The sequence below is a fragment of the Phycicoccus endophyticus genome (genome assembly GCF_011326735.1).
GTDB classification, from domain to species: Bacteria; Actinomycetota; Actinomycetes; order Actinomycetales; family Dermatophilaceae; genus Phycicoccus; species Phycicoccus endophyticus.
On record NZ_JAANCN010000009.1, the window covers coordinates 117,235 to 141,659 of the forward strand.

Below are 24,425 nucleotides of genomic sequence, written 5' to 3' on the forward strand. Positions count from 1 at the left end.
GAAGGAGAGCCCGGCCGCGCTTGCGCGCACGGTGTGGTCGGTCCTCGACCCCGACGGAAGGACCCCGTGGACGGCATCCTCAGCTGGTTCGACTACATCTCCGGTCGCCCCGACGAGATCCTCGAGGAGACCTGGGCGCACGCCCTCATCGTGCTTACCGCCATCCTCGCCGCAGCGGTCTTCTCGGTCCTGCTCGGCATCCTCGTCCAGCGCCGGCCCGTCCTGCGGGCAGCGGCCCTGAGCATCACGGGCATCTTCCTGACGATCCCCTCGCTCGCGCTCTTCGCGATCTTCATCCCCATCGTCGGCGTCGGCAACCGGCCCGCCATCTACGCGCTCTTCCTGTACTCGTTGCTGCCCATCCTGCGCAACACGGTGACCGGCCTGGACGCCGTGCCGCCGGCCGTCGTGGAGTCGGCCCGGGGGATGGGCATGGGCCCGCTGCGCCAGCTGCTCCAGGTCCGGCTGCCGCTCGCCTGGCCGATCATGATGACCGGCATCCGGATCGCGACGCTGATGACCGTCGGCATCGCCGCGATCGCGGTCCTCGTCGGCGGCGACGGTCTCGGCTCCTACATCCAGGGCGGGCTGACCCGGCTCGGGCTGCCGAACAGCCTGGAGTCGGTGTGGACCGGGACGGTCTTCACCGTCCTGCTCGGGCTCGTCCTCGACATCGTCCTCGCCGCGGTGCAACGCGCCACGACCTCCAGGGGGCAGCGCATCTAGCCCGCGGGCCGCGGCCCGGCAGCCATCGACGACTCGCACACGAGCGCCCTCCGGGGCAGGGAACGAGAAGACATGAGCCACGACGCGAAGATCCGCCTCGAAGAGGTCGAGAAGAGGTACCTCGGGACGAAGACGCCCGCGGTCGCCAGCCTCTCCCTCGAGGTCAAGGAGGGCGAGATCCTCGTCCTCGTCGGCCCCTCGGGCTGCGGCAAGAGCACGACGCTGCGCCTGATCAACCGGATGATCGAGCCGACGGGCGGGCGGATCATCCTCGACGACGAGGACGTCACCAAGGTCAACCCGGACGCCCTGCGCCGACGTATCGGCTACGTCATCCAGCAGATCGGGCTCTTCCCGCACCAGACCATCGCCCAGAACATCGCGACCGTCCCGAAGATGCTCGGGTGGGACAAGGCCCGGATCGGCGAGCGGGTCGACGAGCTGCTCTCGGTCGTCGGCCTCGACCCTGAGACCTACCGGGACCGCTACCCCAAGGAGCTCTCCGGTGGCCAGGCGCAGCGCGTCGGGGTCGCCCGGGCGCTCGGCGCGGACCCCGAGATCATGCTCATGGACGAGCCCTTCGGCGCGATCGACCCGATCACCCGCGACCGGCTGCAGAACGAGTTCCTCCGGGTCCAGGAGACCCTGCGCAAGACGATCGTCTTCGTCACCCACGACGTCGACGAGGCGATCAAGATGGGCGACCGGATCGCCATCCTCGGCGACCAGAGCCACATCCGCCAGATCGACACCCCCGAGCGGATCCTCGCCTTCCCCGTCGACGACTTCGTCGCGGACTTCATCGGAAGCGGCTCGACGCTCAAGGGCCTGCACTTCGAGGTCGTCGACGACAACGTCGACCTCGACCCCTACCCGACGATGACCGTCGGCGACGACCCGGCCGAGGCCCTCGAGCGGGCGCACGCCGTCCACGCCACCTGGGTGCTCGTCCTCGACGACGAGCAGCGGCCGCTGCGCTGGGTCTCGACCGAGGAGCTCGGCCAGGGCACCCCGGTGACCGCCGAGTCGGGGACCGAGGTGCTCGCCAAGGTCCAGCTCGGGGCGACGCTGTTCGAGGCGCTGGAGCAGATGCTCATCAGCGAGGCCGCGGTCGCGGTGGTCGTCCGCGAGGACGGCTCGTACTACGGGGTCGTGCGGCTCACCTACCTCAACCAGCAGATCCGTCGGGCACGGCTCGAGGCGCGCGAGCACTACGAGCGCATGGAGGCGTCCTCGTGAGCCAGATCGCCCCGGCCCACCTGCGCACCGGGGACCACGGGACGACCACCGACGGCCGCGACCCCGCGCCGAGCGGCCAGGGAGGCCCCGAGACCACCGGGGGGCCGGGCTGGCTGACCCGCGCGCGCCGCAACCACCTCGGGCTCAAGCTCGCGCCCGTGGGCATCCTCGGGCTGGTCCTCGCCGTCTACCTCTACTACCGCAGCCTGGGGCTCGGCGACTCCGTCATCCAGCAGGCCTCGCCGCTGGAGTGGGGGACGAAGCTGTGGCCGCAGCTCGTCCAGCACCTGAAGATCTCCTTCTGGTCCACGCTGCTCGTCGTGCTCGTCGCCATCCCCCTGGGTATCGCGCTGACCCGCCCGCCGATGCGCCGCTTCGCACCGGCCATCGTCACGGTCGCCAACTCCGGCCAGGCGCTGCCGGCCTACGGCCTGCTGATCCTCTTCCTCTCCCTTCTCGGCCAGGGGCTGTGGACCACCGTCGTCGCGCTCGTCATCTACGCGATCCTGCCGGTGCTGCGCAACACGATGGTCGGCCTCGACGGCGTCGACCGTGCGGTCATCGAGGCCGGCCGCGGCATGGGGATGACCCGGCTGCGGGTGCTCACCCGCATCGAGCTGCCGCTGGCCGTGCCCGTCATCCTCGCCGGCGTGCGCGTCGCGATGATCCTCAACATCGGGATGGCCACGCTCGCCTACCTCATCGGCGGCGGCGGTCTCGGCGTGACGATCTCCGTCGGCCTGAAGCTGCAGCAGGACGCCGTCCTGATCATCGGGGCCGCCATGGTCGCCATCGTCGCGCTGACCTTCGACTGGATCGGCGCGCTCGCCGAGACCTACCTGCGCCCCCGGGGCGTGTGAGGCGCTACGAGGTCGACGACGAGGGTGGCCGTCTCGTCGTCCGCCCCCGGCGGCCCCTGTGGGCGCTGCCGCTGCGGGTCCTCGTGCGGTCGGCCTACGTCGCCGACGCGTTCGGTGTGGACCTGCGCCGCCGCGGGCGCCGGGTCTCCTGGGGCCAGGTGGACCACGTCGAGAAGCCGGGGCCGTTCGACGACGTCGTCACCCTGCGCCTGGCGAGCGGGCCGCGCTGCCGGACCGGGCTGCCCGCGCACCTGGCGGCCCGGGTCGCCGACCTGGCCCGGGTACCACTGCGGGACTGACGCCGACGGCGGCGGCCCCCGAAGGGACCGCCGCCGCCGGTGTGCTCGGGCGAGGTGCCGGCCTCAGCCGAGCCCGATCTCGTCGATGTAGTCCTCCGCGACCTTGTCCGCGGAGTCGCCCTCGACGTCGACCTGGGCGTTCAGCTCGGCCATCTTGTCGTTGTCGAGCGGCTCGAGGATCGCGTCCGCGACCTCGTCGTAGACGTCCGAGTTCTTGCTGTACACCTCGTTCTGGAAGACGTAGGAGACGTTGTAGAGGATGAAGACGCCCGGGTCCTCGACGAGGTCGAGGTTGAGCGCGGTGATCCGGCCGTCGGTCGTGAAGACCTCACCGAACTGGCAGGAGCCCTTGGCGGTCTCGGTGTAGATCAGCCCGGTGTCGAGGATCTTGATCTGGTTCTGCGGCACCGTGTAGCCGGTGGCGTCCTCGAAGAGGACGAGACCGTCGGGCCGGTCGGGGAACTCGGTCTCGAGGCACAGCGTGGCGTCCTGGTTGGCCTTGAGGTAGTCGGCCATCGCCTGCAGGTCGAAGCCGCCCTCCTGCTCGGCGAGGTCGCCGTTGGCCGCGAAGCCGTAGGTGTCGTTGAACGGCGAGGTCCCGACCCAGGCGAGGTCGTTCTTCTCCAGGTCCTCGTCCTTGACCTTCTGGTAGAGCTCGGCCGGGTCCTTGCTCGGGTCCTCGTGGCCCAGGTAGACCGTCCACCCCGTCCCGTTGTACTCGGGAGAGACGTTGACCTCGCCGGCGAGCAGGGCCTTCCGGTTGACCGCCGAGCCGCCGAGGTTGGTCTTGTCGGTGACGTCGGCGCCCTTGGCCTCGAGCGCCTTGACGAGGATCTTGCCGAGGAGGATGTTCTCGGTGAAGTCCTTGGAGCCGACGGTGATGCTGACACCGTCGAGCGCGTCGTCGCTGCCGCCGGCCGAGCCCGAGCCGCCGCCGTCGTCGCTCCCGCAGGCCGAGAGCGTCAGGCCGGCCGTCAGGCCCATCGCCGCCAGGGCGAGAGAAGTCCTGCGCAGTCGCATGTGTACGTACCACCTTCGTGTTGTCGCGAGTTGTCCGTGTCGAACGTGTTCGGTTCCGTACGCGGTCACCTCGGGCCCCCGCGACCACGGGCCGCGCTGGGCTCACGACGACGTGGCCGGGCCGTCCGAGGCAACCGGCTACCGAACACCCTGGGCGGTCGACCCCTCCTGAGCCAATTTCCGAGGCAGGTCGTGACCCAACCGTGACCTCGTGCCCGGGGCCACCCGCGTGCCCTCACCCCGCCGCGGGCACGCCGCGGGGGGCGTCGACGGCCCCCTAGGCTGGGCGCCGTGAACGTCCTCGTCATCGGCTCCGGCGCCCGCGAGCACGCCCTCGTGCGGGCGCTCTCCCTCGACCCCTCCGTCGACGCCGTGCATGCCGCACCGGGGAACCCGGGGATCGCGCAGCTGGCCCGGTGCGAGCCCCTCCCCGGCGGGGTCACCGACGCCGACGCGGTGCTCGACCTCGCCCGCCGGGTCGAGGCCGGGCTCGTCGTCGTCGGGCCGGAGGCCCCCCTCGTCGAGGGCGTCGCCGACGTCCTGCGGGGCGCCGGCATCCCGTGTTTCGGGCCGTCGTCGGCCGCCGCCAGGCTCGAGGGGAGCAAGTCGTTCGCCAAGGAGGTCATGTCCGCCGCGGACGTGCCCACCGGCATGGCCCACGTGTGCACCACCGACGAGCAGGTGCGGGAGGCGCTCGACGCGCTCGGGGCCCCGCACGTCGTCAAGGACGACGGCCTGGCCGGCGGCAAGGGCGTGGTCGTCACCGGCGACCGGGAGAGCGCGCTCGAGCACGCTCGGGGTTGCCTGGCCCGCTCGGGCGGCCGGGTCGTGGTCGAGGAGTTCCTCGACGGCCCGGAGGTCTCGCTCTTCTGCGTGTGTGACGGCCGGACGGTCCTACCGCTGGCCCCCGCGCAGGACTTCAAGCGGGTCGGGGCGGGCGACTCCGGGCCCAACACCGGGGGGATGGGCGCCTACAGCCCACTGGACTGGGCCCCCGACGGGCTCGCCGCGGACGTGACCGAGCGCATCGCCCGCCCGGTGCTCGAGGAGATGGCCCGGCGCGGCACGCCCTTCGTCGGGGTGCTCTACGTGGGGCTCGCGCTCACCGCGCGCGGCCCGCGGGTCATCGAGTTCAACGTCCGCTTCGGCGACCCCGAGACCCAGGTCGTCCTCGACCGGCTCCGCACCCCCCTCGGGGGCCTGCTGCTCGCCGCGGCCACCGGCACCCTCGCCGAGGTGCCCCCGCTGCGTTGGGCCGACGAGCACGCCGTGACCGTCGTCGTCGCCGCGGACGGCTACCCCGCCGCACCCCGCACCGGCGACCCGGTGACCGGCCTCGAGCACGCCCCGGATGCGTCCGAGGAGGCCTACGTCCTCCATGCGGGCACCGCCCTGGACGCCGACGGGCGGCTCGTCTCCGCCGGGGGGCGGGTGCTGTCGGTCGTGGGCCGGGGGCGGACCCTCGCCCAGGCCCGGGCGCGGGCCTACGCGGCGGTGGCCGCCGTCGACCTGCCCGGCTCGCACCACCGGCCGGACATCGCCGAGCGGGCCGAGCGCGGTGAGGTGACGCTCCCGGGCTGAGCGTGGTGGAGGGCGCTCAGCCGGCGAGGGCCGCGCGCGCGTCGGCCAGGTGGTCGAGGTCGTGCAGGTCGAGGACCTGCAGGTAGAGCCGCTCGACGCCCGCGTCGGCGAGCCGCCCGACGCGCTCGCGCGCCTCCTCCGGGCTGCCGGCGACCCCGTTGGCCCGCAGCTCCTGCGGATCCCGACCGATGGCCTCCGCCCGTCGGCGCACCGTCGCGTCGTCCGCGCCGACGCACACGACCTGGGCGGCGGAGTGCACGAGGCTGCGCGGGTCGCGCCCGTGCTCCTCGCACACGGCGTCGACCCGCTCGAGCAGCTCGCGGGTCTCCTTCACCGAGGCGAAGGGGACGTTGAGCTCGGCGGCGTAGCGGGCAGCGAGCGCGGGGGTCCGGCGCTTCCCGGCGCCCCCGACGATGATCGGCACCCCGCCGGGCTGGACGGGCTTGGCGAGCGCGGGGGAGGCACTGACCGGGTAGTGGGACCCGTCGTGCTCGTAGGTCGACCCGACCGGGGTGGACCACAGCCCGGTGACGACGGCGAGCTGCTCCTCGAGCCGGTCGAAGCGCTCGCGCAGCGGCGGGAACGGGATGCCGTAGGCCTGGTGCTCGGCCTCGAACCAGCCGGCGCCGAGGCCGAGCTCGACCCGGCCCCCGCTCATCTGGTCCACGCCGGCGACGGCCACCGCGAGCGGCCCGGGGAGCCGGAAGGTGGCCGAGGTGACGAGCGTCCCGAGGCGGATGCGGGAGGTCTCGCGGGCCAGCCCGGCGAGCGTGGTCCAGGCGTCGGTCGGCCCGGGCAGGCCGTCCCCGGACATGTGCAGATAGTGGTCGGACCGGAAGAACGCGTCGTAGCCGAGGTCCTCGGCCGCCCGGGCCACCGCGAGGAGGTCGTCGTAGGTCGCGCCCTGCTGCGGCTCGGTGAAGATGCGAAGGTCCATGCCCCCCACGCTACGCAGTGGGGGCCGTCCCTCCCGCCCGGGATCGCCCTCAGGCGTCGCCGACGGTGAGCGCCTCGGCCTCGGTCTCGGAGTCGATCCGCTCGGCGCCGTGGCCCGGCTGGGCGTCGATGCTCCGGACGAACGAGTGGCCCGTGGAGAGGACGAGGACGCCGAGCACGACGGCCCCGGCGCCGACCCAGAACGGGATGTGTACCGACTCCTCGCCGAGCCGCCCCGCGAGCCACGGCGCGACCGCGCCGCCGCTGAAGCGCACGAAGCTGTAGGCCGCGCTCGCGACGCCGCGCTCGACGGGCGCCACCTTCATGACCGTCTCGGTGATCAGGGTGTTGTTGATGCCGAGGAAGCCACCGGCGAGCACGACACCGACGACGAGGACGGCCTTGTGGTCGGTGAGCACCGCCATGACGGCGAGGATCACGGCGAAGCCGAGGAGCGCGCCGACCATCCCGGTGAAGGTGCCGAGGTGACGCTGCACCCACGGGGCGACGACGACGGAGGTCAGGGCCAGCAACAGCCCCCACCCGAAGAAGACCAGCCCGGTGCCGTGGGCGGACATGTCGAGGGGGAAGGGGGTGAAGGCGAGCAGGGTGAAGAAGCCGAAGTTGTACAGCAGCGCGGTGACCCCGACGGTGAGCAGCCCGCGGTGGCGCAGGGCCTTCAGCGGAGCGGTGATCGGCGTCGGGTGCGGACGCTCGTCACCGGCGGGGAGGGTGGCCCAGGTCGCGACGAGGGCGACGAGCATGAGCACGCTGACGCCGAAGAACGGCCCGCGCCAGGAGATCCCGCCGAGGACACCGCCGACGAGCGGCCCGGCGGCGATGCCGAGCCCGAGCGCGGCCTCGTAGAGGATGATCGCCTGGGCGACCGAGCCACGTGCGGCCCCGACGATCGTCGCCAGGGCCGTGGCGATGAACAGGGCGTTGCCGAGGCCCCAGACCGCCCGGAAGCCGACGATGGCGCCGACCGAGTCCTGGAGGCCGGCGAGCCCCGCGCCGACGATGATCACGGCGAGGCCGAGCAGCAGGGTCCGCTTGGCCCCGATGCGGCTCGAGACCCAGCCGGTGACGAGCATCGCCACCCCCATGACGGCCATGTAGCTCGTGAAGAGCAGCGAGACCTGCGAGGGGGTCGCGCCGAGGGTGTCGGCGATCGGCTTGAGGATGGGGTCGACGAGGCCGATCCCCATGAACGCGACGACGCAGGCGAACGCGACGCTCCAGACGGTCTTCGGCTGACGCCACATGGGCGGTGTCCTTCCGGGGTGGGTGGTCGGGGACGGGTGGAAATTCAGGCGGCCGGGTCGCCGCGGCGACGGGCCGCCTCGACCAGCTCGGTGAGCAGGCTCGCGACCGCGTGGAGCCGCTGCGGGTCGGCGCCGACGTCCTCCAGGACGGGGCGCAGGGCCGCGGTCCGGGCCCGGCGGGCGCCGGCCAGGGCCTCGTGCCCCGCGTCGGTGAGGGACACGAGGCTGGCCCGGCCGTCGGCCGGGTCCGGGGTGCGGGCGGCCAGGCCCTGGGCCTCGAGCCGCTGCAGCTGGCAGGTCATCGTCGGCTGGCTCGTGTCGTCGGCGGCGGCGAGGGCGGTGACCCGGGCCGGCCCCAGCTCCTCGATCAGGGACAGCACGCGGGCCTGGGCCCACGGCAGCTCGAGGTCGGCATGCCGGCTGGCCCACCGGGAGAGCCCGGCCGCCGAGCGCAGCAGCTCCTCGAGCACGTCGTCCGTCCGCACCCGAGCACGCTACATAGGAAACCTATCTATTTCAAGCGGTGAGCCCCGTCCTCGTGGCCCGGCGTGCCGGGGCCCTGCCAGGATGGGCCCATGACCGACGGCTCCCCGCCCTCCGCCGCTGCGAGCGCCCCCGACCTGCCGGGGTACGCACACCTGTACTCCGGGAAGGTCCGCGACCTCTACGCGCCTCTCGACGACGCGGGGCACCCGCGGACCGACCGGCTGCTCCTCGTCGCCTCGGACCGGATCTCCGCCTTCGACTTCGTCCTGGAGACCCCGGTCCCCGACAAGGGGGAGGTGCTCACCCGGATGTCGCTGTGGTGGTTCGAGCAGCTCGCCGACCTCGTCCCGAACCACGTCGTGAGCACCGACGTGCCGGACGCCGTGCGCGGCCGGGCCGTGCTCGTGCGCCGGCTCGACATGCTGCCGGTCGAGTGCGTCGCCCGGGCGTACCTCACCGGTGGGGGGCTGCGCGAGTACCGCGCCGACGGCACGGTGAGTGGCATCGCGCTCCCGGACGGCCTCACCGACGGCTCGCGCCTGCCCGAGCCGCTCTTCACGCCGTCGACGAAGGCGCCGAGCGGCCAGCACGACGAGCCGATGTCGTACGCGCAGGTCGAGGCTGCCGTCGGCCCCGACCTCGCCGCCCGGGCTCGCGACCTGACGACGCGGATCCTCGTCCGGGGCAACGAGCTCGCCGCCGAGCGGGGCATCATCATCGCCGACACGAAGGTCGAGTTCGGCGTCGTCGACGGCGGCCTCGTCCTCGCCGACGAGGTGCTCACCCCGGACTCCTCGCGCTTCTGGCCGGCCGAGGAGTGGGAACCCGGCCACCCGCAGCCCAGCGTCGACAAGGAGTTCGTCCGGGAGTGGCTGTTGTCCCCGGCGAGTGGCTGGGACAAGGCGTCCGGCGAGGCTCCACCACCCCTGCCCGACGACGTCATCGAGCGCACCCGCGCCAAGTACGTCGAGGCCTACGAGCGGCTCACCGGCCGCTCCTTCACCGCCCGGGGCGCAGCATGAGCGGCGACCAGCCGACGGGCCGGGCGGACTGGCGAACCGCAGGGTGGGCCATCCCCGTGACGACCGGGACGGAGTTCGCGCAGCTCCGCGTCGCGACCGGTCGCGACTGACCCTCGGCCCGCGAGGGGCGCCGACGCCGGTAGCCTGGGACCGGCACAACGCCGCCGCGCCGCACCCCCTCGGGAGACCCCGCACCATGGCCTCGCCGCACGACCTCGTGCTGACCACCGTCCCCGGGGGCAGCGCCCTCTCCGCCTTCCGGGCCGCCGGCGTGCTCGCCCGCCTGCGCGTCGTCGCCCCCCAGGTCAGGGCGGTGTCCGCCCAGCACGTGCACTGGGTCGCGAGCGACGGTGCGCTCGACCCCGCGACGACCGCGACCGTCCGGCGCCTGCTCTCCTACGGCGAGCCGTTCGGGGGCACGCCGGAGTCGGACCACCCCGCCACCGTCGTCGTCGCCCCGCGGCTCGGCACCCTCTCGCCCTGGGCCTCGAAGGCCACCGACATCGCGCACAGCTGTGGGGTGCAGGTCCGGCGCGTTGAGCGGGTCACCGAGTACCACCTGGCGTGCGAGACGCCGCTGAGCGAGCAGCAGTGGGCCGGGTGCGCCGAGGTGCTCCACGACCGGATGACCGAGTCGGCCCTCGCGAGCCGGGAGGCCGCCGCGGCCCTCTTCGAGGAGCGCGACCCCGAGGCGATGGTCCGCGTCGACGTCCTCGGCCGGGGGCGCGAGGCAATCCTGGAGGCCGACCGCGACTTCGGGCTCGCGCTCTCCCCCGACGAGGTCGACTACCTCGTGGACGCCTTCACCGGGCTGCGCCGCAACCCGAGCGACGTCGAGCTGATGATGTTCGCGCAGGCCAACTCCGAGCACTGCCGGCACAAGATCTTCAACGCCGACTTCGTCGTCGACGGCGAGCCGCAGGCGCGCTCGCTCTTCGGCATGGTCCGGCACACCGAGGAGGTCGCCGGGCAGGGCGCCGTCGTGGCCTACACCGACAACGCCTCCGTCATGGAGGGCGGCCTGCGTACCCGGTGGCTGCCCGAGTCGGCCGACGGCCCCAGTGCCTACGGGCCGCGTGCCGACGAGGTGCACGTCCTGATGAAGGTCGAGACCCACAACCACCCGACCGCCATCAGCCCCTTCCCCGGCGCCGCGACCGGCGCCGGTGGTGAGATCCGCGACGAGGGCGCCACCGGCCGGGGCTCGCAGCCCAAGGCCGGGCTCACCGGCTTCGCGGTCTCCAACCTCCACCTCCCCGGCACCCAGGAGCCCTGGGAGCGTGAGGAGTACGGCGCCCCCCGGCACATCGCCAGCCCGCTCGACATCATGATCGAGGGCCCGATCGGGGCGGCGGCGTTCAACAACGAGTTCGGCCGGCCCGGCCTGGGCGGCTTCTTCCGGGTGTACGAGCAGACCGTCGACGGCGTGCGCCGGGGCTTCCACAAGCCGATCATGAGCGCGGGCGGCATGGGCACGATCAGCGCCGACCTCACCGAGAAGGTGGCCTTCCCGGCCGGCACGCTGCTCGTCCAGCTCGGGGGCCCGGGCATGCGCATCGGCATGGGCGGTGGCGCGGCCTCGTCGATGGCCGCCGGCGCCAACGCCGCCGACCTCGACTTCGACTCCGTCCAGCGCGGCAACCCCGAGATCGAGCGGCGGGCCCAGGAGGTCGTCAACCACTGCTGGAGCCTCGGGCCGCAGGACAACCCCATCCTCGCCATCCACGACGTCGGCGCCGGGGGGCTGTCCAACGCCTTCCCCGAGCTCGTCGACGGCGCCGGCCTCGGTGCCCGGTTCGACCTCGGCGCGGTCCCGGTCGAGGAGTCCGGCCTGGCCCCGAAGGAGGTGTGGTGCAACGAGTCCCAGGAACGGTACGTCGTGGCCCTCGCCCCCGGCTCGCTCGACCGGTTCGCCGCGCTGTGCGAGCGCGAGCGGTGCCCCTACGCGGTGGTCGGGGTGGCCCGCGACGACGGCCGGCTGGTCCTCGCCGAGGGCCTGGAGGACCTCCCGGACGAGGACCGGCCGATCGACATGCCGATGGAGACCCTGCTCGGCAAGCCCCCGCGGATGACCCGCGACGTGGCCCGGGTCGCCCGCCACGGCGACGACCTCGACATCGACGGGATCGACGTGCGCTCGGCCGCGTACGCGGTGCTGCGGCATCCGACGGTGGCGAGCAAGCGCTTCCTCGTGACCATCGCCGACCGGACCGTCGGCGGGCTCACCCACCGCGACCAGCTCGTCGGACCGTGGCAGGTGCCGGTGGCCGACGTCGCCGTGACCCTGGCCGACCACGTCGGCTTCGCCGGCGAGGCGATGGCCAGTGGCGAGCGGATGCCGCTCGCGGCGGTCGACGCCCCCGCCTCGGGGCGGATGGCGGTCGCCGAGGCGCTGACCAACGTGCTTGCCGCCCCGGTCCCGGCGCTCTCGCGAGTGAAGCTCTCCTGCAACTGGATGGCCGCCTGCGGCGAGCCCGGTGAGGACGCCGCGCTCTACGACACCGTCCGAGCCGTCGCGATGGAGCTCTGCCCGGCGCTCGGGGTGTCCGTCCCGGTCGGCAAGGACTCGCTCTCGATGCGGACCCGGTGGACCGACCCCATGGGCGACACCCGGCAGGTGACCTCACCGGTCTCGCTGGTCGTCACTGCCTTCGCCTCGCTGCCCGACGTCCGCGGCACGTGGACCCCGCAGCTGCGCGACGGCTCCTCGCTCGTCCTCGTCGACCTGGGTGCCGGCCGCGACCGGCTCGGCGGGTCGGTCCTGGCCCAGGTGTCGGGGGCCTTCGGCCGCGAGGTGCCCGACCTCGACGACCCGCAGCGTCTCGTGGCGCTCGCCGAGGCGCTCACCGACCTGCGCGAGCGTGGCCTCGTTACCGCCTACCACGACCGCTCCGACGGCGGGCTGTGGGCCGCGGTGTGCGAGATGGCTTTCGCCGGCGGGATGGGCCTCGACATCGACGTGCCGTCGGTGGGCGCGTTGTTCGCGGAGGAGCTCGGTGTCGTCCTCGGCGTCCCCATGTCTGCCCTGGACACGGTGTGCGAGGTCTTCGACGCGCACGGCCTCGGCGAGGTCGTCACGACCGTCGGCCACACGGTCTCCGAGCGCCGCGTGCGGGTGCGGGTCGGTGGCGAGCAGGTGCTCCAGGAGCGGGTGCGCGACCTCGCCCAGGCGTGGGACGAGGTGTCCTGGCGCGTCTCGGTGCTGCGCGACAACCCCGGGTGTGCCGACGAGGAGCACGCCGCGGTCGGTGCCGACGACGACCCCGGCCTCGTCGTGGAGCCGACCTTCGACCCGGCCGAGGACATCGCCGCGCCCTACCTCTCGCTCGGCGTGCGACCCCGGGTCGCGGTCCTGCGCGAGCAGGGCGTCAACAGCCACGTCGAGACCGCGTTCATGCTCGACCGGGCCGGCTTCGAGGCGCTCGACGTCCACATGACCGACCTGCAGACGGGACGGATTGCGCTCTCCGAGGTCCAGGGCCTCGTCGCCGCTGGCGGCTTCTCCTACGGCGACACCCTGGGGGCGGGCGAGGGCTGGGCCCGCTCGGTGCTGTTCTCACCGCGGCTGACCGAGCAGTTCCACGACTTCTTCCACCGCGAGGACACCTTCGGTCTCGGCATCTGCAACGGGTGCCAGATGTTCGCCGCCCTCGCCGACCTCATCCCCGGGGCGCAGGCCTGGCCGCGCTTCACCCGCAACCGCTCCGAGCAGTACGAGGCGCGCCTGACCCTCGTCGAGGTTCTCGACTCGCCGTCGGTGCTCACCGCCGGGATGGCCGGCAGCCGGCTGCCGATCGCCGTCGCCCACGGCGAGGGTCTCGCCGACTTCTCGGCGCGCGGCGACCAGGCCGCGGTCGCGCGGGTGGCCCGCTTCGTCGACCATCGGGGGCGGCCGGCGACGACCCACCCGTTCAACCCCAACGGCTCCCCCGGGGGGCTCACCGCGGTGACGAACGTCGACGGCCGGTTCACGGCGATGATGCCGCACCCCGAGCGGGTGTCCCGCAACATCCAGATGTCGTGGACCTCCGGCGACGTCGAGCAGGACAGCCCCTGGCTGCGGATGTTCCGCAACGCCCGGGTCTTCCTCGGCTGAGGGCGGGCGCCGGGCCCCGCTCGTGGGGCTCAGCGGCGCCGCCACGCCCTCGGGTCCGGCGGCGGCGGCGAGGGCATCCCGCCCTCACCGGCTAGCAGGGGCCGCGCTCCGGGAGCGCGGCGCACCAGCTCGGCCCGGGACAGCACGCCGGTGGGCAGCGGGGCGGAGGCCGCCGCCCGGCGCAACGTGTAGAGGTCCAGGGGTGTGGACGACGCGAGCAGGACGACGTTGCCGAACCGGCGCCCCTTGAGGACCTCCTGGAGGCCGAGGAGGGCACTGTGCCCGAACGCCTCGTGGGCGCCGGCGGCCACCCGGGCCAGGTAGCGCAGCCCGGGCTCGTCGGGGACGTTGGCGAGCAGCAGGCCCGTGGGCCCGAGGACGCGGCGGGCGCCGGAGAGCCACTCGAGCGTGGACAGCTCCGCCGGCAGCCGGCCGTCGACGAACGCGTCGAGGACGACGACGTCGGCGCTCGCGTCGCGGAGCGCGGCCATTCCCTCCGCACCGCCGACCGGCCGGACCCGGATGCGGTGCCCCCGTGGCAGCGGCAGCCGGCGCCGCACGAGCTCGGTCAGGGCGGCGTCGGGCTCGAGGACGACCTGCGGCGACCCGGGGCGGGTGAGCGCCACCCAGCGGGGCAGGGACAGGGCCCCGCCGCCGACGTGCGTGACCCGCAGGCTGCGCCCGGGTCGGAGCACGTCGAGGGCGAGGGCCAGGTGCTGCACGTACTCGAAGTGCAGCACCGTCTCGTCCTCGAGGTCGACCGCGGACTGGGGGAACCCGTCGAGCAGCAGGGTGGCCACCCCCTCCTCGGTCTCCACCCGCGCCTCGCCCACGGCGGCAGGCTACGGCCTCGCCGTTGTAGCGTCTGGCCATGCCGCCCCGCCGCCGCACCGACCCCGAGCTCGGCCGCTCGGCGCTGCGCGCCTGGCACGCCGACCCCGAGGGCACCGACCGGGCCACCCGGGCGACCGCCGTGCGCTACACGCTCGAGGAGCTCGCGGCCCGGGCGCCCGGGCGCAGTGTCGAGGTGCGCGTCCCGCCCTTCGGGGTCGTCCAGTGCGTCGAGGGCCCCCGGCACACCCGCGGGACGCCGCCCAACGTCGTCGAGACCGACGGCGAGACCTGGCTGTACCTCGTCCTCGGCTCCACGACGTGGGCCCAGGCGCTCGCGGAGGGCGTGCTGCGCGTCAGCGGGACGCGGGCCGACCTGTCGGCCCTCCTGCCGCTCGTGCGCCAGGCGCCGCGGTGAGCCGACCACTGCGGCACGGGGTCGTCCTGCTCACCGACGAGCCCTGGCGGGAGAGCGCCCCGCGGTGGCGGGCCGTCGAGGAGCTCGGATTCGACCACGCCTGGACCTACGACCACCTCGTCTGGGGCGGCCTGCCGGACAGTCCGTGGCGCAGCGCGATGCCCACCCTGGCCGCCGCGGCAGGGGTCACCGAGCGGATCGGGCTGGGAACCTTCGTCTCCTCGCCGAACCAGAACCACCCCTACGCGTACGCCCGGGACGTCATCACCCTCGAGGACCTGACCGGGGGCCGCTTCCGGTGCGGCGTGGGAGCCGGCGGCGACCTGGACGCGCGGCTGCTCGGCGCGGATCTCGGCCTGCGCGAGCGGGTCGACCGGTTCCACGAGTTCGTCCCCCTGCTGGACCGGCTGCTGCGTGAGGACCACGTCGAGCACACCGGGCGCTGGTACACCACCCGCGACGCGCGCACGCTGCCCGGACCGGTCCGCCACCGCGTCCCGCTGCTCGTCGCGGCGAACGGGCCCCGGTCGATCGCGCTGGCGGCGAGGTACGGGGACGCGTGGGTGACCTACGGCGGCCGGGGTGAGACCCTCGCGGAGTGGTTCGCGCACGTCGCCGAGCTCGCCGAACGCTTCGGCGAGGCCGCCGACGCCGCCGGGCGCCCCGCCCTGGACCGCTACCTCTCGCTGGACTCCTCGCCGCGCTTCTCGCTGGAGTCGGCCGCCCTGTACGCGGAGATGTCCGGGCGGGCCGTGGAGCTCGGCTTCACCGACGTCGTCTGCCACTGGCCGCGGCAGGACTCCCCGTACCGCGGGGACCCGGCCGTGCTCGAGGAGGTCGCCGGCACGCTCAGGTCAGGGACATGACCATGAGGGGGTCGGTCGTCGGCTCGGGCGAGCCGCCGGCCGGCTCGAGCGTGACACCGACGGCCTTGGCTCCACGCAGGCTGCCGCGCAGGACGCTCTCGCCCTCCCCGTCGTCGGCGGGGACGAGGAACCCCGCACCCCGGGCGGACTCGTCGGCCCCGATGTACCACAGCTGGTAGGTCTTCCCCTCGGGGGCGGAGGGCAGGCCGGACACCGCGATCGCCGAGCGGTCCAGCTCGTGGCTGTAGGCGAGCGTCGCCGTGACCTCGCCGCTACGGCTCGTCACCGTCGCGGCGTCGGTGGCCCGCTCGACCTGCTCGAGCGCCGTGCGCGCCGGCTCCTCGCGTGACCACGGGCTCCACGCGAGGCCGCCCGCCACGAGCAGCACGACGGCCGCCGCGGCGGCGAGCCAGGATGCCGCCCGGGCCCGGCGTCGGCGCCGGAGGGGGAGCACCGAGTCGGCCTCGTCCCGAGGTGGCAGCGGGCGAACCGTGGAGACTCCGCCGAGGACCGCGGCTCGCAGCCCGACCGGCGGGGTCGCCTCGGTGAGCGCCCCGAGGGTCTGGGCCGCGGCACGCAGCTCGGCCACCTCGTCGCGGCAGGCGGCGCACCCGGGCAGGTGGCGCTCGAACGCGGCCCGTTCCTCGGCGTCGAGGGCGTCGACCGCGTACGCACCGGTGAGGTGGTGCAGGTCGGGGCTCATGCCGGTCCTCCCAACGTGTCCCGGAGGCGGATGAGCCCGTCCCGGATCCTGGTCTTGGCGGTGCCGAGCGGAAGGTCGAGCAGCCGGGCGACCTCGGTGTGCGTGTACCCGCCGAGGAAGGCCAGCTCGACGGCGCTGCGCTGGACCTCGGTCAGCGTGCCCAGCGCCCGCCGGACCCGCTGTGCCTCGAGGGCGCCGTGCGCGGCCTCGGCCGTCTCGTCGAAGGCGACGCCGCGGGTGGCCGCTGCGTGGGCGTCCTCGCGCCGGCGCGAGGCCTCGCTGGAGCGGACCCGGTCCACGGCCGCGCGGTGGGCGATCGTCAGCAGCCAGGACAGCGCGCTCCCGCGGTCCGGGTCGAAGCGGGAGCTGGTGCGCCACACGTCGAGGTACACCTCCTGGGTCACCTCCTCGGACATCGCCGGGTCGCGCACGACCCGCAGGACGAGCCCGTAGACGCGGCGCGCGGTCGCGTCGTACAGCTGCCCGAACGCCTCCTCCTCGCCCCGGGCCGACCGACGCAGCAGGTCGCTCAGGTCGGGGGCGGGCGCAGCCGCCCCCGAGGGCCGGCGCGCACGCGGACCCTCGGGGGCGGCTGGCATGCGGTCCATCATCGCCGACGGGTCAGCCTTCCGGGACGAGGACCTGGTCGATGATGTAGACCGTGGCGTTCGCGGTCTGGACGTTCCCGCAGACGACGGTCGCGTCGCCGGGGTCGACGGTGAAGTCCTCCCCGGAGCCCATGACCTCGATCGTGCCGCCACCGAGGGTCTGGTGCTCACCGGGGAGCTCGTCCGGCGAGAGCCGGCCCTCGACGACGTGGTTGGTCAGGACGTCGGTGAGCAGGCCCTTCGGGTCGGCCATCGCGGCGTCCATCGTGTCCTTGGGCAGGGCCTCGAAGGCGCTGTTCGCCGGGGCGAAGACCGTGATGTCCTCGGCCGAGTTCAGCGTGTCGCCGAGCCCCGCCTTGCCGACGGCGGTGACGAGGGTGGACAGGACGGGGTTGTTGCTCGCGGCGGTGGCGACCGGCTCCTCGGCCATCCCGTCGAAGGAGCCGGCACCGTCCTGCGGGACGTCGGCGCAGGCCGCACCGAAGGGCTCGCCCATCGCGTCCGAGCCCATGGACTCCGATGAGCTGGTCGAGGGAGCGGCGGAGCTGCTCGTGGGGTCGCCGGCGCCGGAACCGCTCGTCGAGTCGTCCGAGCCGCAGGCGGCGAGCGCGAGCGGGAGGGCGAGCGCCACGGCGGCGAGGGTGGTTCGGGTGGTACGCATCGGGGTCTCCTGGTGGTCGGTGACGTTCGTGCACCAGGGGTTCGGCACCACGGCGGCGGCGGATGGGTTGCGGGCCAACGGTTCCGCCGGGCGGGAGGCGTTCTACTCGACGGTGACGACGACCGTGTGCCATCCCGTCGCGCCCCGAGGGAAGGGCTCCTGCCGCTCGGGTGTCTGGGTCGACCCGTCCTCGTCGGTGGCACGCGACTGCAGGGTGTGTCGCCCGGGCGTCGCGTCCCACTCGAGGTACCACTGCCGCCAGTAGTCCACCCCGGCGTCCGGCCCGAGCGTGGCACGGCGCCACTCGCCCTCGTCGACCCGGACCTCGACGCGTGCGATGCCGCGCTGCTGCGCCCAGGCCACCCCGCCGACGAGCGTCCGGCCGGCCGGGAGGGTCGTGAGCGACCGCGGGGTGTCGATCCGGCTCTGGGTGTAGATCGTCCCGCGCGTGGCCCAGCCGCGCTCGGTCCAGTAGGCGGTGTCCTGCGCGTAGGTGGACGCGGTCATCCGGGTGAGCCACTTGGTCGCCCCGACGAAGCCGTAGAGACCCGGGGTGACGAGCCGGGCGGGGAAGCCGTGCGGGCGCGGCAGCGGCGACCCGTTCATGCCGACGGCCACGAGCGCGTCCCGGTCGTCGGTGAGCGCCTGCACCGGGGTCGAGATCGTCATCCCGTCGGTCGAGGTGCTGAAGACCTGCTCGACCCCGTCGCGCAGGCCGGCCCGCTCGAGCAGGTCGCGCACCCGGACGCCGAGCCACCGGGCACCGCCGACGTACGGCCCGCCGACCTCGTTGGAGACACACGTGAGCGTGACGTCCTTCTCGACCATGGGCATCGCGAGCAGCTCCTCCCAGGAGAGGGTGTAGGGCCGCTCGACCATGCCGTCGACACGCAGCTCCCAGCCGTCGGGGTCGACCCGGGGCACGACGAGCGCGGTGTCGATCCGGTAGAAGTCCGAGGCCGGGGTCCGCAGGGAGCTCACCCCGCGCACCGTCCGCTCCAGACCCGCCGGCAGGGCGGGCAGCGGCTCGGCGGGCGCGGGGAGCACGACCTCGGTGCTCCCGCCCCGGCGGACCAGCGCCTGGCCGAGGCCGCCTCCGGCCGCGGCGAGGACCCCGAGGCCGCCGGCAGCCAGCAGCACCGACCGACGAGCGCCCGTCCCGTCCGCGCGCGGGGCGGGTGCCGCCTGCCCGTCCGCGGCCGGGTCGCCCGCCGCGACGCCGAGGGCGTCGAGCCGGCCCATGAGCCAGCCGGCGCCGAGCAGGCCCACGGCGGCGGTGACGAAGCCCGGGAGGATGACGAGAGCCTCGGCGGCCGGCCGGCTCGCCGCCGCGACGAGGCCGAGGAGGGCCAGCAGTGCGAGCAGCGAGAGCCCGAGGGCCCGCCGGGTGCGCGCGAGCGCGCCCACCCCGGCGGCGAGCAGGAGGGTCACGACGGCCACCGTGGAGACGAGCACGGGCTTGTCCGCCGTGCCGAGGGTGGCGACGGCCCACTCCTTGACCGGGGTCGGGGTGAGGTCGACGACCGTGGACCCGACGGCGAGCACCGGGGAGGCCTCGGGGGCGACGAGACCCGCGACGAGGTGGCCGACTCCCGCTCCGGCAGCGGTCGCGAGCAGGGCGGCTGCCGCGTACCACCGCGCGCGCGGGCGGTGGCGGGTCGGGGAGGTCGTCGTCATGTCAGGTGTTCGGACCGGCGCCGGGCGCCGGATGGCGGGAGCAGCTCACGCCCCCATCCTCGAGGGTCCGCCGGCGTGCGGGCGACCGGGAGTCGCCTACCGTAAGGATCGTGACACCAGCGCATCGCCCCCGCTTCCTCCCGTTCATCCTCACGGGGGCGGCCCTCGGGTTCCTCCTCGGCGCCGCCGTCGCCGACTTCGGCTGGTTCGAGGACCCCGACTCCGTCCTCGTCCAGGGCCAGTACTCCCCGACGGCCGCCGTCGGCTACCTCGGTCTGCTCGGCGCCTGCCTCCTCGGGCTGCTCGCGGCCCTGCTCGCCCTGCTCGTCGACCGGCGTGCCGACCGTCCCTGAGCGTCCCGGCCGCCGGGACCCGGCCCCGCGGGGCCGCGGCGTGAGAGGATGAGGCCCGTGCCACGCGGAGACGGACGCCTCAGCCACGACCTCCTGCCCGGCGAGAAGGGGCCCCAGGACGCGTGCGGCGTCTTCGGGGTGTGGGCGCCCGGTGAGGAGGTCGCCAAGCTCGCCTACTACGGGCTCTACGCCCTCCAGCACCGCGGCCAGGAGTCGGCGGGCATCGCCACCTCCGACGGCCAGCGCCTGCTCGTCTACAAGGACATGGGCCTGGTCTCCCAGGTCTTCGACGAGCGCTCGCTCGCCTCCCTCGTCGGCCACCTCGCGGTCGGGCACTGCCGGTACTCGACGACCGGCGGGTCGACGTGGGAGAACGCCCAGCCCACCCTCGACGGGCACTCCGGCGGCACGGTCGCCCTCGCGCACAACGGCAACCTCATCAACTCCGCCGAGCTGCGCGACCTCATCGCCGGGGGGCGGGTCGAGGCGCACCGGGGGGAGATGGCCCGGGGGAACACGACCGACACCGCCCTGGTGACCGCGCTGCTCACCGCCGACCCCGACCGCACCGTGGAGGCGGCCGCCCTCGAGGTGCTGCCCATGCTCCGGGGCGCCTTCTGTCTCGTCTTCATGGACGAGCACACCCTCTACGCGGCCCGCGACCCCCAGGGCATCCGGCCGCTCGTCATCGGCCGCCTCGAGCGGGGCTGGGTCGTGGCCTCGGAGACGGCCGGGCTCGACATCGTCGGTGCGTCGTTCGTGCGCGAGGTCGAGCCCGGGGAGCTCGTCGCCATCGACGAGGACGGCCTGCGCTCGCAGCGCTTCGCCGAGCTCCGGCCCAAGGGCTGCGTCTTCGAGTACGTCTACCTCGCCCGGCCGGACACGACGATCGCCGGGCGGGTCGTGCACGAGTCGCGCGTCGACATGGGTCGTGCCCTCGCGCGGGAGCACCCCGTCGACGCCGACCTGGTGATGCCGACCCCCGAGTCCGGCACGCCGGCGGCGATCGGCTACGCCCAGGAGTCGGGCATCCCCTACGGCCAGGGGCTGGTCAAGAACTCCTACGTGGGGCGGACGTTCATCGCCCCCTCGCAGACCATCCGCCAGCTGGGCATCCGCCTCAAGCTCAACCCGCTGCGGGACGTCATCAAGGGCAAGCGCCTCGTCGTCGTCGACGACTCGATCGTCCGGGGCAACACGCAGCGGGCCCTGGTGCGGATGCTGCGCGAGGCGGGCGCCGCCGAGGTGCACGTGCGCATCTCCTCGCCGCCGGTGCGGTGGCCGTGCTTCTACGGGATCGACTTCGCGACGCGCGCCGAGCTCATCGCGACCGGGCTCGGGGTCGAGGAGGTGTGCACCTCGATCGGCGCCGACAGCCTCGGGTACATCTCCGAGGACGGGATGGTCGAGGCCACCGGCCAACCGCGCGAGCGCCTGTGCACGGCGTGCTTCAGCGGCCAGTACCCCGTGCCGCTGCCCGAGGACGGGCGGCTCGGCAAGGGCGTTCTCGAGCTCGAGCTCCCCCTGGGCCACGACGAGGCGCCCGAGGGGCGCGCGGTCGGCCAGCGCCACCCCAGCCGTCAGGTCACGGCGCTCGAGGCGCCCGTGCTCGACGTCGACGGTGTGCAGACCTCCGCCGCCGGCGGCGCCTCGGAGGCGGTCCTGCGGCCCTGAGGCCGTGGACGGCCGGCCCTCAGGCCCGGTCCACCCACTCCGGTGGCGGGTAGAGGGGGATCTCGCGGGCCTGCCCGTCGGTGTCCTCCGCCGCCCACGCGTCCTGGTCGGCCGGGTCCTCACCCGCGCGGACCACGGGGATCTCACCGGTGTCGCCCAGCCGGCCCGTCGGGCGCCGGCCCGAGCTGCGGTACCACGTCTCGGGCTCGCTCGGGGGGGCGGGCGGGCGGGCGCGGCCGCCACCGCCGGGGTCCTCGCCGCCGGGGCCACCCCGGGGCTGCCCTCCGTCGCCCGGCGGGTCCGGTGGCGGGTCGCGGCGCACGAGGCGGGACCACGGCCGCGGCCGCCCCGGGCGGCGTCGCCGGGGGCGTTCGCCGAAGATCTCCGAGTTCAGCGCGGCGTTGACCTCGTCCGGGTCGGGGATGTAGCGCAGCTCGCGGATGGCCTGCTGCTGCCCGGCGCTCTCGATGACGATCGTCCCGTAGTTCCAGATCTCACCGCCCACGGTGCGGTGGTAGGTCATGTCGGTGACCTTGGTCAGCCGCATCATCGGCACCGTGCGGGTGAGGATCCCCTCGTGCTTGAGGATGCGCTTGTTCGTCGCGACGAACCACGTGTAGCGCCGCCCGAGCTCCTTCCACGCCAGCCGCGCGAGGCCGACGAGGAACACGAGCAGGACCAGGTCGATCAGCCGCGGGGCGGCCTCGACGTCGACGACCAGCCACCACCAGGCCCAGGCGGCGAGCAGGGGCCACAGCGCGTGCCGGGCGAGCACGAGCGGGTGCTGGCGGGTGCGGATGACGATGCGCTCGCCCTCGGCGAGCTGGGCGAGCAGGCTCTCGCGGACCCGCCGGGGCATCACCCCCAGGTCGACCTCGACGCTGTCCGGGGTCCCGTCCGCGACGGCGTGAACCCGCGGCACGGGTCAGCCCTGGAGCAGGCTGTCGAAGAACCGCCCGATGTTGCGGACCCCGTTGGCTACGACCTCCCACGCCGAGCCGAAGATGTCGGCCGCCGAGTCGGGGGAGGTAAGGATCGCGTAGAGGAGGAAGACGACGACGAGCCACAGCACGATCCTCTTGACCGGTGGCATGGCGACGTCCTCCTGCGGTGGGCGTGCGGGGGCTGCACGCTGCCCCCGATGCTCCCAGATGTGACGGGTGGGACTGGAGAGGTCGTCGGTCGGGCGTGTCGCCCGGTGCCGCTACTGGGCGAGGCCGTAGAGCCGGTCGCCGGCGTCGCCGAGCCCGGGGACGATGTAGCCCACCTCGTTGAGCCGCTCGTCGATGGCTCCCGTGACGAGGGTGACCGGGCAGGCGGCCGTGCCCACCGACTCCTCGAGGTGGGCGATGCCCTCCGGGGCCGCGAGCAGGCACACGGCGGTGATGTCGTCCGCGCCACGCTCGAGCAGGTAGTGGATGGCGTCGGCCATGGACCCGCCGGTCGCGAGCATGGGGTCCAGGACGTACACCTGGCGGCCCGAGAGGTCCTCGGGCAGGCGGTTGGCGTAGGTGACCGGCTCGAGGGTCTCCTCGTCGCGCTGCATCCCGAGGAACCCCACCTCGGCGCTCGGCAGGAGGCGCACCATCCCCTCGAGCATCCCGAGGCCGGCGCGCAGGATGGGCACGACGAGCGGCTTGGGGTTGGACAGCTTGATGCCGGTCGTCGGGGCCACCGGGGTGCGGATGGCGAACGGCTCCACGCGCACCTCGCGGGTGGCCTCGTAGGCGAGGAGGGTCATCAGCTCCTCGGCGAGCCGCCGGAAGGTCGGCGAGTCGGTCCGCTCGTCCCGGAGGTAGGTCAGCTTGTGGGCGATGAGCCTGTGGTCCGGGTTGATCACGCGCATGGGTGAAACTTAGCGCGTGACGACACCGGCGGACGGGCGCGACCTCGCCCTGATGGACCGTGCCCTGGCGCTCGCCCGGCGGGCGGCCGCGGCGGGGGACGTCCCCGTCGGCGCGGTGGTCGCGGGGCCGGACGGCACCGTCCTCGGCGAGGGGTGGAACGTCCGCGAGGCGCACGGTGACCCGACCGGTCATGCCGAGGTCGTCGCCCTGCGGGCGGCGGCCGGCGTTCTCGGCTCCTGGCGGCTGGAGGGCTGCGACCTCGTCGTGACGATGGAGCCGTGCCCGATGTGCGCCGGCGCGCTCGTGCTCGCGCGGGTGGCGCGGGTGGTCTTCGGCGGCTGGGACCCCAAGCTCGGGGCCTGCGGGTCGGTGTGGGACGTGCCCCGCGACCGGCGGGTCACCCACCGGGTGGAGGTCCTCGGTGGGGTCCGTGAGCAGGAGTGCGCCCGGCTCGTGCGCGGCTTCTTCGCCGGCCACCGGGACTGACCCGGTGGGGTCTCGCAGGGGGCTCGGCGCCGGCGAGGTCGGATTTCGGTCCCGTGCGGCCCTCCGGTAGCCTCTGCGGCGGTGGCGTGTCCGAGCGGCCTAAGGAGCACGCCTCGAAAGCGTGTGAGGGTTTACGCCCTCCGTGGGTTCAAATCCCACCGCCACCGCGCGGGGCTCCCGACGAAAGTCGTGAGAACTACCGACGAAAGTCGGATGAGACCGCCCGCTGGCCCTGACCGGGGCCAGCGGGCGGCTTCTTTTGCGTCAAGTGGGTCGCGCCGGGCGGGTGGAGTGGCCAATCCGGCCGCCTGGTTCGGCGCCGAGGCACGACGTGCGCCCCCTGCAGCGTGGCTGAGGGGGTCTCGGTTCGGCGTTCGGTTGTGGCTCGTGGTCGGGACTGCTGCACCGATAGGTGACCGGTGGGGTTAGGCGGCCTGAGTGGCCGGTGTGGTCTTGATGGTCTCGTACTCGATGGGGGTCAATCCGCCGAGGGCGTCCTGCCGCCGGCGTCGGGGGTAGGTGCGGTCGATCCAGGTGACGATCGCGATGCGGAGCTGCTCGCGGGTGGCCCAGGGGCGGCGGTCGAGGACGTTCTTCTGGAGGAGGGAGAAGAAGCTCTCCATGGCGGCGTTGTCGCCGCAGGCTCCGACCCGTCCCATCGACCTGACCATGCCGTGACGGTGCAGCGCCAGGACGTGCTTGCGGCTTCGGAATTGGCTGGGTTCAATCGATCGTTGCACCACCGGCTTGTGGGATGGACTGTAGTTGCTC

Annotated in this window: 25 protein-coding genes and 1 tRNA gene; 13 read left to right on the top strand and 13 right to left on the bottom strand. The window is 74.0% G+C overall.

The window, feature by feature from the left end:
- The first annotated feature begins 66 nt into the window (after positions 1 to 66).
- The 4 genes from G8D98_RS11335 to G8D98_RS11350 all read left to right on the top strand — a co-directional run bounded on the left by G8D98_RS11335 (position 67) and on the right by G8D98_RS11350 (position 3,124).
- Positions 67 to 726, top strand: coding sequence for an ABC transporter permease (locus G8D98_RS11335; RefSeq protein ID WP_166103131.1), 660 nt, complete (start codon positions 67 to 69; stop codon positions 724 to 726).
- A 72-nt stretch (positions 727 to 798) separates the two neighbouring features.
- Positions 799 to 1,965, top strand: a complete 1,167-nt coding sequence (locus G8D98_RS11340) for an ABC transporter ATP-binding protein (RefSeq protein WP_166103133.1) — start codon at positions 799 to 801, stop codon at positions 1,963 to 1,965.
- Positions 1,962 to 2,825, top strand: coding sequence for an ABC transporter permease (locus G8D98_RS15520; RefSeq protein ID WP_229661964.1), 864 nt, complete (start codon positions 1,962 to 1,964; stop codon positions 2,823 to 2,825). Before G8D98_RS11340 ends, G8D98_RS15520 begins: the two co-directional genes overlap by 4 nt.
- Positions 2,822 to 3,124: a hypothetical protein gene (locus G8D98_RS11350; protein ID WP_166103136.1), complete on the top strand. Its 303-nt coding sequence runs from the start codon at positions 2,822 to 2,824 to the stop codon at positions 3,122 to 3,124. The genes G8D98_RS15520 and G8D98_RS11350 overlap by 4 nt, the downstream gene beginning before the upstream one ends.
- A 63-nt stretch (positions 3,125 to 3,187) precedes the next feature.
- Here the strand turns inward: G8D98_RS11350 and G8D98_RS11355 are convergent, their stop codons facing one another.
- Positions 3,188 to 4,144 carry a glycine betaine ABC transporter substrate-binding protein gene (locus G8D98_RS11355; RefSeq protein ID WP_166103139.1) on the bottom strand — a complete coding sequence of 319 codons (957 nt, stop codon included), beginning with the start codon at positions 4,142 to 4,144 and terminating at the stop codon, positions 3,188 to 3,190.
- A gap of 291 nt (positions 4,145 to 4,435) precedes the next feature.
- Between G8D98_RS11355 and purD the strand changes: the two genes are divergently transcribed.
- On the top strand, positions 4,436 to 5,725 hold the full coding sequence (purD, locus tag G8D98_RS11360; protein ID WP_166103141.1) for a phosphoribosylamine--glycine ligase: 1,290 nt from the start codon (positions 4,436 to 4,438) through the stop codon (positions 5,723 to 5,725).
- A 16-nt stretch (positions 5,726 to 5,741) separates the two neighbouring features.
- Here purD and G8D98_RS11365 read toward each other — a convergent pair whose 3' ends face one another.
- From G8D98_RS11365 to G8D98_RS11375, 3 genes are read right to left on the bottom strand one after another with little or no spacing between them, the layout of a single operon-like run.
- A complete protein-coding gene (locus G8D98_RS11365) occupies positions 5,742 to 6,662 on the bottom strand; it encodes an LLM class F420-dependent oxidoreductase (RefSeq protein ID WP_166103143.1) in 921 nt (306 codons plus the stop codon).
- Between the two features lie 49 nt (positions 6,663 to 6,711).
- Positions 6,712 to 7,926, bottom strand: coding sequence for an MFS transporter (locus tag G8D98_RS11370; RefSeq protein WP_166103146.1), 1,215 nt, complete (start codon positions 7,924 to 7,926; stop codon positions 6,712 to 6,714).
- 44 nt (positions 7,927 to 7,970) lie between these two features.
- A complete protein-coding gene (locus tag G8D98_RS11375) occupies positions 7,971 to 8,411 on the bottom strand; it encodes a MarR family winged helix-turn-helix transcriptional regulator (RefSeq protein WP_166103148.1) in 441 nt (146 codons plus the stop codon).
- 90 nt (positions 8,412 to 8,501) lie between these two features.
- Here G8D98_RS11375 and G8D98_RS11380 point away from each other — a divergent pair, with 90 nt between their 5' ends.
- Both G8D98_RS11380 and purL read left to right on the top strand, forming a co-directional pair.
- Positions 8,502 to 9,434, top strand: coding sequence for a phosphoribosylaminoimidazolesuccinocarboxamide synthase (locus tag G8D98_RS11380; RefSeq protein ID WP_166103150.1), 933 nt, complete (start codon positions 8,502 to 8,504; stop codon positions 9,432 to 9,434).
- A 196-nt stretch (positions 9,435 to 9,630) separates the two neighbouring features.
- Positions 9,631 to 13,530 (top strand): phosphoribosylformylglycinamidine synthase, encoded by a 3,900-nt coding sequence (gene purL / locus G8D98_RS11385; RefSeq protein WP_166103152.1) that lies wholly within the window; start codon positions 9,631 to 9,633, stop codon positions 13,528 to 13,530.
- 29 nt (positions 13,531 to 13,559) lie between these two features.
- Here purL and G8D98_RS11390 read toward each other — a convergent pair whose 3' ends face one another.
- The gene (locus tag G8D98_RS11390; protein ID WP_166103155.1) at positions 13,560 to 14,363 is read right to left on the bottom strand and encodes a spermidine synthase; all 804 of its coding nucleotides are present in this window, start codon (positions 14,361 to 14,363) and stop codon (positions 13,560 to 13,562) included.
- Positions 14,364 to 14,401: 38 nt separating this feature from the next.
- On the opposite strand from G8D98_RS11390, the gene G8D98_RS11395 reads away from it, so the two are divergent.
- Together G8D98_RS11395 and G8D98_RS11400 are read left to right on the top strand one after the other, a co-directional pair.
- The gene (locus G8D98_RS11395; RefSeq protein ID WP_166103157.1) at positions 14,402 to 14,779 is read left to right on the top strand and encodes a sterol carrier family protein; all 378 of its coding nucleotides are present in this window, start codon (positions 14,402 to 14,404) and stop codon (positions 14,777 to 14,779) included.
- A complete protein-coding gene (locus G8D98_RS11400) occupies positions 14,776 to 15,645 on the top strand; it encodes an LLM class flavin-dependent oxidoreductase (RefSeq protein WP_308788833.1) in 870 nt (289 codons plus the stop codon). The genes G8D98_RS11395 and G8D98_RS11400 overlap by 4 nt, the downstream gene beginning before the upstream one ends.
- Here the strand turns inward: G8D98_RS11400 and G8D98_RS11405 are convergent.
- From G8D98_RS11405 to G8D98_RS11420, 4 genes are all read right to left on the bottom strand, one after another.
- On the bottom strand, positions 15,629 to 16,348 hold the full coding sequence (locus tag G8D98_RS11405) for an anti-sigma factor (protein WP_166103160.1): 720 nt from the start codon (positions 16,346 to 16,348) through the stop codon (positions 15,629 to 15,631). The two genes, G8D98_RS11400 and G8D98_RS11405, sit on opposite strands and share 17 nt — an antisense overlap.
- On the bottom strand, positions 16,345 to 16,947 hold the full coding sequence (gene sigK, locus G8D98_RS11410; RefSeq protein WP_205859768.1) for an ECF RNA polymerase sigma factor SigK: 603 nt from the start codon (positions 16,945 to 16,947) through the stop codon (positions 16,345 to 16,347). Before sigK ends, G8D98_RS11405 begins: the two co-directional genes overlap by 4 nt.
- A gap of 22 nt (positions 16,948 to 16,969) precedes the next feature.
- On the bottom strand, positions 16,970 to 17,617 hold the full coding sequence (locus G8D98_RS11415; RefSeq protein ID WP_166103163.1) for a fasciclin domain-containing protein: 648 nt from the start codon (positions 17,615 to 17,617) through the stop codon (positions 16,970 to 16,972).
- Positions 17,618 to 17,719: 102 nt separating this feature from the next.
- Positions 17,720 to 19,294, bottom strand: a complete 1,575-nt coding sequence (locus G8D98_RS11420; RefSeq protein ID WP_166103166.1) for a molybdopterin-dependent oxidoreductase — start codon at positions 19,292 to 19,294, stop codon at positions 17,720 to 17,722.
- Positions 19,295 to 19,404: 110 nt separating this feature from the next.
- On the opposite strand from G8D98_RS11420, the gene G8D98_RS11425 reads away from it, so the two are divergent.
- Both G8D98_RS11425 and purF read left to right on the top strand, forming a co-directional pair.
- Entirely contained in the window at positions 19,405 to 19,647 is a 243-nt protein-coding gene (locus tag G8D98_RS11425) for a hypothetical protein (protein WP_166103169.1), read from the top strand.
- Between the two features lie 57 nt (positions 19,648 to 19,704).
- Positions 19,705 to 21,321 (top strand): amidophosphoribosyltransferase, encoded by a 1,617-nt coding sequence (gene purF, locus G8D98_RS11430; RefSeq protein ID WP_166103171.1) that lies wholly within the window; start codon positions 19,705 to 19,707, stop codon positions 21,319 to 21,321.
- A 19-nt stretch (positions 21,322 to 21,340) separates the two neighbouring features.
- On the opposite strand, the gene G8D98_RS11435 is transcribed toward purF, so the two are convergent.
- The 3 genes from G8D98_RS11435 to upp all read right to left on the bottom strand — a co-directional run bounded on the left by G8D98_RS11435 (position 21,341) and on the right by upp (position 23,167).
- The gene (locus G8D98_RS11435; protein WP_166103174.1) at positions 21,341 to 22,243 is read right to left on the bottom strand and encodes a PH domain-containing protein; all 903 of its coding nucleotides are present in this window, start codon (positions 22,241 to 22,243) and stop codon (positions 21,341 to 21,343) included.
- Between the two features lie 3 nt (positions 22,244 to 22,246).
- Complete coding sequence (locus tag G8D98_RS11440) at positions 22,247 to 22,414, bottom strand: hypothetical protein (protein ID WP_166103177.1); 168 nt, start codon at positions 22,412 to 22,414, stop codon at positions 22,247 to 22,249.
- 111 nt (positions 22,415 to 22,525) lie between these two features.
- Positions 22,526 to 23,167 carry a uracil phosphoribosyltransferase gene (gene upp, locus G8D98_RS11445; RefSeq protein WP_166103179.1) on the bottom strand — a complete coding sequence of 214 codons (642 nt, stop codon included), beginning with the start codon at positions 23,165 to 23,167 and terminating at the stop codon, positions 22,526 to 22,528.
- 16 nt (positions 23,168 to 23,183) lie between these two features.
- On the opposite strand from upp, the gene G8D98_RS11450 reads away from it, so the two are divergent.
- Positions 23,184 to 23,654 carry a nucleoside deaminase gene (locus G8D98_RS11450; protein ID WP_373868506.1) on the top strand — a complete coding sequence of 157 codons (471 nt, stop codon included), beginning with the start codon at positions 23,184 to 23,186 and terminating at the stop codon, positions 23,652 to 23,654.
- A gap of 80 nt (positions 23,655 to 23,734) precedes the next feature.
- Positions 23,735 to 23,821: transfer RNA gene (locus tag G8D98_RS11455), tRNA-Ser, on the top strand.
- Between the two features lie 258 nt (positions 23,822 to 24,079).
- Here the strand turns inward: G8D98_RS11455 and G8D98_RS11460 are convergent.
- Positions 24,080 to 24,425, bottom strand: a 346-nt coding sequence (locus tag G8D98_RS11460) for an integrase core domain-containing protein (RefSeq protein ID WP_166103182.1), incomplete at its 5' end; no start/stop codon positions are given.

Excerpts from the sequence above, each read along its gene's own strand:
- G8D98_RS11415 (WP_166103163.1), bottom strand. The coding sequence starts at position 17,617 with ATGCGTACCACCCGAACCACCCTCGCCGCCGTGGCGCTCGCCCTCCCG.
- G8D98_RS11340 (WP_166103133.1), top strand. The coding sequence starts at position 799 with ATGAGCCACGACGCGAAGATCCGCCTCGAAGAGGTCGAGAAGAGGTAC.
- G8D98_RS11380 (WP_166103150.1), top strand. The coding sequence starts at position 8,502 with ATGACCGACGGCTCCCCGCCCTCCGCCGCTGCGAGCGCCCCCGACCTG.
- upp (WP_166103179.1), bottom strand. The coding sequence starts at position 23,167 with ATGCGCGTGATCAACCCGGACCACAGGCTCATCGCCCACAAGCTGACC.
- G8D98_RS11420 (WP_166103166.1), bottom strand. The coding sequence starts at position 19,294 with ATGACGACGACCTCCCCGACCCGCCACCGCCCGCGCGCGCGGTGGTAC.
- G8D98_RS11355 (WP_166103139.1), bottom strand. The coding sequence starts at position 4,144 with ATGCGACTGCGCAGGACTTCTCTCGCCCTGGCGGCGATGGGCCTGACG.
- G8D98_RS11395 (WP_166103157.1), top strand. The coding sequence starts at position 14,402 with ATGCCGCCCCGCCGCCGCACCGACCCCGAGCTCGGCCGCTCGGCGCTG.
- G8D98_RS11405 (WP_166103160.1), bottom strand. The coding sequence starts at position 16,348 with ATGAGCCCCGACCTGCACCACCTCACCGGTGCGTACGCGGTCGACGCC.
- G8D98_RS11440 (WP_166103177.1), bottom strand. The coding sequence starts at position 22,414 with ATGCCACCGGTCAAGAGGATCGTGCTGTGGCTCGTCGTCGTCTTCCTC.
- sigK (WP_205859768.1), bottom strand. The coding sequence starts at position 16,947 with ATGCCAGCCGCCCCCGAGGGTCCGCGTGCGCGCCGGCCCTCGGGGGCG.
- G8D98_RS11370 (WP_166103146.1), bottom strand. The coding sequence starts at position 7,926 with ATGTGGCGTCAGCCGAAGACCGTCTGGAGCGTCGCGTTCGCCTGCGTC.
- purL (WP_166103152.1), top strand. The coding sequence starts at position 9,631 with ATGGCCTCGCCGCACGACCTCGTGCTGACCACCGTCCCCGGGGGCAGC.
- G8D98_RS11365 (WP_166103143.1), bottom strand. The coding sequence starts at position 6,662 with ATGGACCTTCGCATCTTCACCGAGCCGCAGCAGGGCGCGACCTACGAC.